This window comes from Nocardioides sp. (assembly GCF_016462705.1).
In the GTDB taxonomy this organism is placed as follows: Bacteria; Actinomycetota; Actinomycetes; order Propionibacteriales; family Nocardioidaceae; genus Nocardioides.
Map to the genome: position 1 here is coordinate 1 of NZ_JAEMSS010000223.1, position 6,082 is coordinate 6,082.

General features: G+C 71.0%; 7 protein-coding genes. 4 read left to right on the forward strand and 3 right to left on the reverse strand.

Going from position 1 to position 6,082, the window contains the following annotated elements:
- Both JHD21_RS19850 and trxA read left to right on the forward strand, forming a co-directional pair.
- On the forward strand, positions 1–620 hold a 620-nt coding region (locus JHD21_RS19850; protein ID WP_292678814.1), incomplete at its 5' end, for an FAD-dependent oxidoreductase.
- Positions 621–751: 131 nt separating this feature from the next.
- On the forward strand, positions 752–1,075 hold the full coding sequence (trxA, locus tag JHD21_RS19855) for a thioredoxin (protein WP_292678816.1): 324 nt from the start codon (positions 752–754) through the stop codon (positions 1,073–1,075).
- A gap of 123 nt (positions 1,076–1,198) precedes the next feature.
- Here trxA and JHD21_RS19860 read toward each other — a convergent pair whose 3' ends face one another.
- The gene (locus JHD21_RS19860; RefSeq protein ID WP_292678819.1) at positions 1,199–1,873 is read right to left on the reverse strand and encodes a GNAT family N-acetyltransferase; all 675 of its coding nucleotides are present in this window, start codon (positions 1,871–1,873) and stop codon (positions 1,199–1,201) included.
- Positions 1,874–1,964: 91 nt separating this feature from the next.
- On the opposite strand from JHD21_RS19860, the gene JHD21_RS19865 reads away from it, so the two are divergent.
- Positions 1,965–3,281 (forward strand): PLP-dependent aminotransferase family protein, encoded by a 1,317-nt coding sequence (locus JHD21_RS19865; RefSeq protein WP_292678821.1) that lies wholly within the window; start codon positions 1,965–1,967, stop codon positions 3,279–3,281.
- Positions 3,278–4,042 carry a lysophospholipid acyltransferase family protein gene (locus tag JHD21_RS19870; protein WP_292678824.1) on the forward strand — a complete coding sequence of 255 codons (765 nt, stop codon included), beginning with the start codon at positions 3,278–3,280 and terminating at the stop codon, positions 4,040–4,042. Before JHD21_RS19865 ends, JHD21_RS19870 begins: the two co-directional genes overlap by 4 nt.
- A gap of 252 nt (positions 4,043–4,294) precedes the next feature.
- Here JHD21_RS19870 and JHD21_RS19875 read toward each other — a convergent pair whose 3' ends face one another.
- Both JHD21_RS19875 and JHD21_RS19880 read right to left on the reverse strand, forming a co-directional pair.
- Positions 4,295–5,296 (reverse strand): ParB/RepB/Spo0J family partition protein, encoded by a 1,002-nt coding sequence (locus tag JHD21_RS19875; protein WP_292678827.1) that lies wholly within the window; start codon positions 5,294–5,296, stop codon positions 4,295–4,297.
- Positions 5,297–5,309: 13 nt separating this feature from the next.
- The coding region (locus JHD21_RS19880) for a ParA family protein (RefSeq protein ID WP_292678830.1) at positions 5,310–6,082 on the reverse strand (773 nt) is incomplete at its 5' end.

Below are 6,082 nucleotides of genomic sequence, written 5' to 3' on the forward strand. Positions count from 1 at the left end.
CCAACGAGGAGGCGCTGTCCGGGCGCGGCGTCTCGTGGTGCGCGACCTGCGACGGGTTCTTCTTCCGCGAGCAGCACATCGCGGTCGTGGGCGGTGGCGACTCCGCCGTGGAGGAGGCCACCTTCCTGACCCGCTTCGGCTCCAAGGTGTCGATGATCGTGCGCCGCGACGAGCTCCGGGCCTCCAAGATCATGCAGGAGCGCGCGTTCGCCGACCCCAAGCTCGACATCATCTGGAACTCCGCGGTGGAGTCCATCAACGGCGAGGACCGGCTGGAGTCGGTGACCCTCAAGGACACCGTCACCGGGGAGACCCGCGACCTCGACGCGACCGGCCTCTTCATCGCCATCGGACACGACCCGCGCTCCGAGCTCCTCACCGGTCAGGTGGACCTCGACGACAACGGCTACGTGCTGGTCCAGCACCCCTCGACCCGCACCAACCTCACCGGCGTGTTCGCCGCGGGCGACCTCGTCGACCACCACTACCGCCAGGCGATCACGGCCGCCGGCACGGGGTGTGCCGCCGCCCTCGACGCCGAGCGCTACCTCGCCGAGCTGGCGCACGTCGGTGACCCGGCCCAGGCCCAGGCCCGGGCCGACGCCGAGGCGCTCCTCTAGACCAGGTCCGGGCCCCCAGGGTCGGTCTCGACACGCGACCGACTGCCGGGAACATCCGTCCGCGGGGTGCTGTTGACTGGAGACAGCGTTAGACGTTCCGTTCGACGCAACAGACATGGAGAGGTGACACCGTGGCGCTCATCAGTGCTGTGACCGACGAGGAGTTCGACTCGCAGGTCCTCAAGTCCGACAAGCCCGTGCTCGTGGACTTCTGGGCGGAGTGGTGCGGACCGTGCAAGCAGGTCGCACCGATCCTCGACGAGATCGCCGGCGCCCACGGCGACAAGATCACGTTCCTCAAGATGAACGTGGACGAGAACCCGGTCACCCCGTCCTCCTACCGGGTCACCGGCATCCCGACCATCAACGTCTACAAGGACGGCGAGGTCGTGAAGTCCATCGTGGGCGCCCGTCCCAAGGCGATGCTCCTCAACGAGCTCGCCGAGTTCATCTGAGCGAGCAGCCGACGCTGGGACCGAACCAGTAGTGACCCGCACGCGCCACGCGCGTGCGGGTCACTGTGCGTCCGAGACGTGGGCGTTGCCGGGGATCGCGTCGGCGCCCGTCGCGGCAGCCGGCTAGCGCGTCCTCGCCTCGCCCGGTGCCGGAGCGCTGGGGCGGGCGCTGGGCCGCACGACGCCCACCAGACGCTCCAGGGCAGCCTCGACCTCGGTCCGCCAGGTCAGGGCGGTGCGCAGGTCCATCCGCATCCGCGGGGTGGTGCCGTGCGGCCGATGTGTCTTGAAGCCCACACTTCCCAGGAAGTCCGCGGGGACGACGCAGGCGCTCGCCGTGAGCCGGCCGAGGCGCCCGGGTCCGCGGGTGTCGCCGAAGGCCTCGACGGCCGCGATCCCGCCGCGCTTGACCAGGTCGCGCGCCATGCCTTGCACGAGCATCCGACCCAGCCCGCCTGCGCGGTGGTCCGGGTGCACCCACACCGTGCTCAGCAGCACCGCGTCCGGTGAAGCCGGCGAGGTGGGGAACGCGCCGGCACCGGGCAGGAACGCCGGCGGCGCGTAGATCACGTAGCCGACCCTGCGGTCGTCGACCAGCGCCACCCGCCCGCAGGAGCCCCACTCACGCAGCACCTCGGAGACCCAGGCCTCCTTCTCGGCGGCCGCCTCGTCCGGCGCGACGCGGGCGCGGCTCACGGGGTCCAGCTGCCAGAAGAGGCAGGTCGTGCACGGCGCGTCCAGGTCCTCGTCGAGCAGGGCGAGGTGGTCGAGGGTGAGGCGCACGACCTTGCGTGACACGACCGGCCTCCTCGTCGTCGTCCTGATGTGACGCACCCTGTGCCGCTATCAGTGTGCCAAGCGGTGGGGTCACCGGCACACTAGATCCATCATGGACCTCTCCCCGCGCGCTCCGCATGGCCGACTCGACCCCTACGTCGAGCGCTACGCGGCCCGCACCGCGGGGATGACGGCCTCCGAGATCCGCGCCCTGTTCGCGGTGGCCTCGCGGCCGGAGGTGGTGTCGCTGGCAGGCGGGATGCCCAACATCTCGGGACTCCCGCTCGACGTCGTGGGCGGCGCGATCGCGGAGCTGGTGGCCATGCAGGGCCCGGTCGCGATGCAGTACGGGTCCGGGCAGGGCGTCCCCGAGCTGCGCGAGCAGATCACCGAGGTGATGCGGCTCGAGGGCATCGAGGCACACCCCGACGACGTCGTGGTGACCGTCGGCTCGCAGCAGGCCGTCGACCTGGTCACCCGGGTGTTCTGCGACCCGGGCGACGTGGTGATCTGCGAGGCGCCGTCGTACGTCGGTGCCCTCGGCGTGTTCAAGGCCTACCAGTGCGAGGTCGTGCACGCCGAGATGGACGCCGACGGCCTGGTCCCCGACGCCCTGCGCCAGGCGATCGCGTCGGTCAAGGCGGCCGGCAAGACCCTGAAGTTCCTCTACACGATCCCCAACTTCCACAACCCGGCCGGCGTGACCCTCGCCGCCGAGCGTCGCGCGGAGATCCTGGACATCTGCCGCTCCGAGGACCTGTTGATCCTCGAGGACAACCCCTACGGGCTCCTCGGGTTCGACGGCGAGCCGCTGCGCGCGCTGCGGGCCGACGAGGCCGAGGGGGTCATCTACCTCGGGTCGTTCTCCAAGACGTTCGCACCCGGGTTCCGGGTCGGCTGGGCGCTGGCACCGCACATGGTCCGCGAGAAGCTGGTGCTGGCCCAGGAGTCCGCCACCCTGTGTCCGCCGCAGTTCTCGCAGATGGCGGTGTCGGCGTACCTCTCCAACCACGACTGGCAGGGCCAGATCAAGCAGTTCCGGGAGATGTACCGGGAACGGCGCGACGCGATGGTCGAGGCACTGCACGACATGATGCCCGCCTCCTGCCGGTGGAACGTCCCCGACGGGGGCTTCTACGTCTGGCTCAGCCTGCCGCCGGGCATCGACGCCAAGGCGATGCTGCCGCGCGCCGTCACGGCCCGGGTGGCCTACGTGCCCGGCACCGCGTTCTTCGCCGACGGGTTCGGCTCCGGGGCGATGCGGCTGTCGTTCTGCTACCCGACCCCGGAGCGGATCCGGGAGGGCGTACGGCGACTCGCCGGCGTCATCGAGGCGGAGATGGAGCTCCGGGCGACCTTCGGGGCCTCGGCCCCCGCTCGTGAGCTCGGCTACCAGACCTACGACGGCCCCAGCACGGACCTGTCTTGATCGACGTCACCTACCCTCCGGTCATCCTCGCGTGCAAGACCGGGTTCCGGCTGCTCGGCCAGAAGATCGACATCCAGGGCGCCGAGCACGTCCCGCGCACGGGCGGCGTGCTCCTGGCCTGCAACCACATCAGCTACGTCGACTTCATCTACGGCGGCCTGGCCGCCAACCCCTCGGGCCGCAAGGTCCGCTTCATGGCCAAGCGCGAGCTGTTCGACCACAGGCTCAGCGGCCCCCTGATGCGCTCGATGCACCACATCGAGGTCGACCGCGGAGAAGGGCTCGCGTCGTTGGACACCGCCCTCGGCTACCTGCGGGCCGGTGAGGCGGTGGGCATCTTCCCCGAGGCGACGATCTCGCGGGCGATGGAGCTCAAGGAGTTCAAGACCGGGGCGGTGCGGATCGCGGCCGCGGCCGGGGTGCCCCTGGTGCCGGTCGTCATGTGGGGCACGCAGCGGATGATCACCAAGGACCACCCGCGCGACCTGTCCCGCGGCAAGACCATCCTGCTCCGGGCCGGCGAGCCCTTGCACCCCACCGGTGACGACCCGGTGGCGGAGACCGCCGAGCTGCGCCGGGTCATGGCCGGGATGCTCGACGAGGCGATCCGCAGCTATCCGGCCGACGAGCAGCCACCCGGCTCGTGGTGGGTGCCCAAGACCCACGGCGGGTCAGCACCCTCTCTCGAGGAGGCGGCCGCGATGGACGCCGAGGAGAAGGTCGAACGCGCCCGCCGCCGCGCCGCCAGGAACTCTCAGTAGATCTAGCAATATATCGCGATATCGCTAGGTCTCTTTGTCGACATTTGATCGCTCTACAGGTCAAGGGGTCGGTAGGCCAGCCGGGAGCGAGCGCAGCGAGCCTCGCGAGCGGAGCGAGCGCGCCTCGTGATCGGCCCCGCTGGCCAGGGCGACGGCGAAGCCGGCGAGCGCAGCGAGCGTCGCTCTGGCCACGGGCCGAAGCTCACGAGGGTAGAAGGCCAGCGAGCGTCGCCCTGCCCGTGAGGTCGAGACTCACGAGGGTAATGACCCACCTTCCATGATGTCGACGATCCGGCGCAGGTCCTCGAGGCTGGCGAACTCGACGGTGATCTTGCCCTTCGCGCGCCCCAGGTCGACCTTGACCCGGGTCTCGAAGCGGTCCGACAGCCGGTCGGCGAGCTCCGCCAGCCCCGGTGCCGTCGGCCGGGCGCGGGAGGGCCGCCGGTCCGTGCCGCTGTCCTGGAGACCGACCGCCACGATCTCCTCGAGACCGCGGACGCTGATCCCCTCGGCGACGACCCGCTGTGCCAGCCGGTCCTGCTGCTCGGGGTCCTCCACGGCCAGCAGGGATCGCGCATGGCCGGCGGACAGCACTCCCGCGGCCACCCGCCGCTGGACGGCGGGTGAGAGCCGGAGCAGCCGGATCGTGTTGGAGATCTGCGGCCGGGACCGGCCGATCCGCTGGGCGAGCTCGTCGTGGGTGCACTCGAAGTCCTCGAGCAGCTGCGAGTAGGCGGCGGCCTCCTCGAGCGGGTTGAGCTGCGCGCGGTGCAGGTTCTCCAGCAGCGCGTCGCGGAGCATCGCGGTGTCCTCGGTCTCCCGCACGATCGCCGGGATGACGTCGAGGCCGGCGGCCTTGGTGGCCCGCCAGCGCCGCTCCCCCATGACGAGCTCGTAGCGGGTCGTCCCGTCCGGGTCGGTACCCACGGGCCGCACCACGACCGGCTGGAGCAGCCCGATCTCCCGGATCGAGTGGACGAGCTCGGCCATGGCCTCCTCGTCGAACACCTGCCGGGGCTGTGCCGCGTTGGGACGGATCAGGTCGACAGGGAGCTCGGCGAACGAGGCCCCAGGCACGACGGTCATCTCGACCTGCGTCGCCTCGACCGGAGCACTCCCGACCGGCCCGGCGCTCGGTGCCGGCGGCGCGTCGTCCCCGGCGACGCCCGGCGACGGCTCCGGTGTGCTGGTGCTCTGGATGAGCGAGCCCAGCCCCCGGCCGAGGCCACGGCGTGGTGTCCTGCTCTCCGCCATCGGTCACACCCTTCTAGGAGACGGCTCTGCCGGCGAGCTCGCGCGCGGCCTCGAGGTAGCTCATCGCACCCGGCGACCCCGGGTCGTAGGTCATCACGGTCTGGCCGTACGACGGCGCCTCGGACACCCGGACCGAGCGTGGGATGAAGGTCCGCAGGACCTGGTCTCCGAAGTGATCGCGGACCTCGTCGGCCACACCGGCGGCCAGCCTGGTGCGGGCGTCGTACATCGTGATCAGGATCGCCGAGATCGCCAGCTCGGGGTTGAGGTGCTGGCGCACCATGTCGACGGTCGCCAGGAGCTGACCGAGCCCCTCCAGGGCGTAGTACTCGGCCTGGATCGGCACCATCATCTCCTGGCCGGCGACGAGCGCGTTGAGCGTGAGCAGGCCGAGCGAGGGTGGGCAGTCGATGAAGACGTAGTCGTAGCGGTCCTCCCCCGCCTGCTCGGCGGTCCCGATGAGCGGGGACGCCCCCAGCGCCTTCTGGAGCCGCTGCTCGCGGGCCACCACGCTCACCAGCTCGATCTCCGCGCCCGCCAGGTCGATGGTCGCGGGCACGGCGAACAGGTTGTCGAGGTCGGGGCAGGACGCCACGACGTCGGCGAGGGGGAGCCCGTCGACCAGGAGGTCGTAGGTCGACGGGACACCGCGGTGGTGCTCGACGCTCATCGCCGTCGAGGCGTTCCCCTGCGGGTCGAGGTCCACCACCAGGACGCGCTGCCCGAACTGGGCCAGCGCCGCGGCGACGTTGACCGTCGACGTGGTCTTGCCGACTCCGCCCTGCT

Bases quoted from the DNA above. Each gene is read 5' to 3' on its own strand.
- JHD21_RS19865 (WP_292678821.1), top strand. From the start codon at position 1,965: ATGGACCTCTCCCCGCGCGCTCCGCATGGCCGACTCGACCCCTACGTC.
- JHD21_RS19875 (WP_292678827.1), bottom strand. From the start codon at position 5,296: ATGGCGGAGAGCAGGACACCACGCCGTGGCCTCGGCCGGGGGCTGGGC.